General features: G+C 75.2%; 3 protein-coding genes. All 3 read left to right on the forward strand.

Going from position 1 to position 2,570, the window contains the following annotated elements; translation table 11 throughout:
- Window positions 1-659: aminotransferase class IV (locus DW299_RS09810; RefSeq protein WP_136036479.1), on the forward strand; the 659-nt coding region annotated here is incomplete at its 5' end.
- Between the two features lies 1 nt (window position 660).
- On the forward strand, window positions 661-1,773 hold the full coding sequence (locus tag DW299_RS09815) for a dipeptidase (RefSeq protein WP_240745372.1): 1,113 nt from the start codon (window positions 661-663) through the stop codon (window positions 1,771-1,773).
- The gene (locus DW299_RS09820; RefSeq protein ID WP_136036481.1) at window positions 1,770-2,483 is read left to right on the forward strand and encodes a type 1 glutamine amidotransferase; all 714 of its coding nucleotides are present in this window, start codon (window positions 1,770-1,772) and stop codon (window positions 2,481-2,483) included. Before DW299_RS09815 ends, DW299_RS09820 begins: the two co-directional genes overlap by 4 nt.
- Window positions 2,484-2,570 lie beyond the last annotated feature (87 nt).

The raw sequence follows: 2,570 nt of genomic DNA on the forward strand, positions 1-2,570 counted from the left end.
CGCTCGACCGCTGGCGCACGGCCGTGCGCAGGGCGGCCGCCGCGGTGTCGCGAGCCGGGGTGCTGCGCGACGGCGAGATCGCCTCGATCAAGTTCGCCATGACCCGCGGGGATGAGCTCGACCACGCGGGACCCACCGGCTGGGTGCTCGGCTTCGCGGGCGCCGACCCCTCGGCCGTGCGCGCCGCGGGGGTCGCCGCGGTGGTGCTCGACCGCGGGTACCGGCACGACGTGATGCACACGGCGCCCTGGCTGCTGCAGGGCGCGAAGTCGCTCGCCTACGCGGTCAACCAGGCGGCGCTGCGGGAGGCCGCACGCCGCGGTGCGGACGACGTGGTGTTCGTCAGCGCAGACGGGTTCGTGCTGGAGGGCCCGCGGTCGACCCTGATCGCCCGCATCGACGACACCCTGGTCACCCCGCCGCCCGAGTTCGGCGTGCTGCCGGGCACCACCCAGGGGGATGTGTTCGCGGGGCTCGCCGACCGCCGCACCGCGATCGTGCCCGTGACGCGGGAGGATCTGCGGCGGGCGGATGCCCTGTGGCTGTGCTCCAGCACGCGCGGTGCAGTGCCGGTGCGCGCCCTCGACGGCGCGGCCCTGGCGATCGACCATGAGCTCACCGCGCGGATGAACGCGGTGCTGGATGCACGGGAGGACTGACATGACCGGCGACGGACGGACTCCGGACGGGGTGTTCGACGGGCACAACGACCTGGCCTGGGCGAGCAGGACGCTGCTCGGGTACCGGGTGGACGAGCTGGCCGGGCCGGTCGCGGCCACTCAGACCGACCTTCCGCGGCTGGATGCCGGGGGCGTGGCGGCCCAGTTCTGGTCGGTGTGGGTCGACCCGGTGCTGGAGGGTGCGGAGCAGGTGGTGGCGACGCTGGAGCAGATCGACTTCGTGCACCGGCTGGTGGACGCCCACCCCGATCGGCTCGCCTTCGCCCGGACCGCGGCGGACGTCAGGGCGGCGATGGCCGAGGGGCGCATCGCCTCGCTGATCGGCATCGAGGGCGGCGACCAGCTCGGCGGCTCGCTCGCGGTGCTGCGACAGTGCGCGCGGCTCGGTGCGCGCTACCTGACTCTGACGTGGTCGCGCACGATCGCCTGGGCGGATTCCGCGACCGACGAGGCGCGTCACGGTGGACTGACGGAGTTCGGGCGGGAGGTCGTGCGCGAGCTGAACCGCATCGGCGTGCTGGTCGACCTGTCCCACGTGGCGCCGAGCACGATGCGCGACGCGCTCGCGATCACCACGCGGCCCGTGATCGTGAGCCACTCCGGAGCGCTCGCGCTGTGCGACCACCCGCGCAACGTGCCGGACGACGTGCTCGCGGCCCTCGGTGCGCAGGGCGGCGTGGTGATGGTGCCGTTCGTGCCGACGTTCCTGTCGCAGGCCAGACGCGACTGGTGGGAGGCGGGCGGTGCGGGCGAGGCCCCGGCGGTCGGGGTGAGCGACGCGGCCGATCACCTCGACCACGTCCGGCGCGTCGCGGGTGCGCACGCGGTCGGTATCGGCGCGGACTACGACGGTTCCGACGCGATGCCCGACGGTCTCGGCGACGTCTCGTGCTACCCGGCTCTGTTCGCCGAGCTCCGGCGACGCGGCTGGTCGGAGGAGGACCTGGCCGCGGCCGCCCACGAGAACGTGCTGCGCGTGCTCGCCGCCTCCGACCCCGACCACGAGGCGTTCCTCGCCGGCCGCGCGGGGACTCCGGCCCCCGCGGCGCTGGTGCCCGCGGTCGACACCACCGCGCGAGAGGGGGCGGAATGAGCGCCCGTGTGCTCGTGGTCGTGAACTCCGCCAGCTCGGGCCCGCGACGTCTGGGTGCGTGGCTCACGGAGCGCGGCATCGACGTCCACCCGGTCGTGGGAGCGCAGGAGCCGCTGCCGACCTCGCTCGACGGCTACGGGGGGCTCGTGCTCCTCGGCGGGGGACTCATGCCCGACGACGACGACCGCGCGCCGTGGCTGGCGGCCGAGCGCGCGCTCGCCGCCGAGGCGATCGCCCGCGACTTTCCGACACTCGGCATCTGCCTCGGCGGACAGCTGCTCGCGCACGTGGCGGGGGGCGAGGTGCGCGCCAAGACCGGGCCGGTCGAACGCGGGGCCACGCCCATCCAGCCCACGGGCGCGGGGCGCGAGGACGCGGTGTTCGCCGCCCTCGGTGACGAGGCCCCCATGATCGAGAACCATCGGGACATGATCACGGCTCTCCCGCCCGCGGCCGTGCTGATGGCCTCCAGCGCGGCGGTGGAGAACCAGGCCTTCCGGCTCGGCGCGCACGTGCGCGGCGTGCAGTTCCACCCCGAGGCGTCCGCCGCCGACCTGGAGCGCTGGGACGACGCGGCGCTGCGTGGCGAGGGACGGTCGCTGCCGGCCCTGATCGCGGAGGCCGAACGCGTGCACGACCACAACACCGCCGCGAGCCGCGCGCTCATCGAGGCCTTCGCCGACGAGGTGCTTGCCGGGGTCTCGACATGACGTCCCCCGGGCCCCGCGGGCCGGCGGAGGCGACGGACGAGGGCGTCCTCCGGCTCGGGCTGGACGACGACGCGCGGCGCGGGGCCC

It is taken from the genome of Microbacterium sp. K35, assembly GCF_004794375.1.
Taxonomy (GTDB): domain Bacteria; phylum Actinomycetota; class Actinomycetes; order Actinomycetales; family Microbacteriaceae; genus Microbacterium; species Microbacterium sufflavum.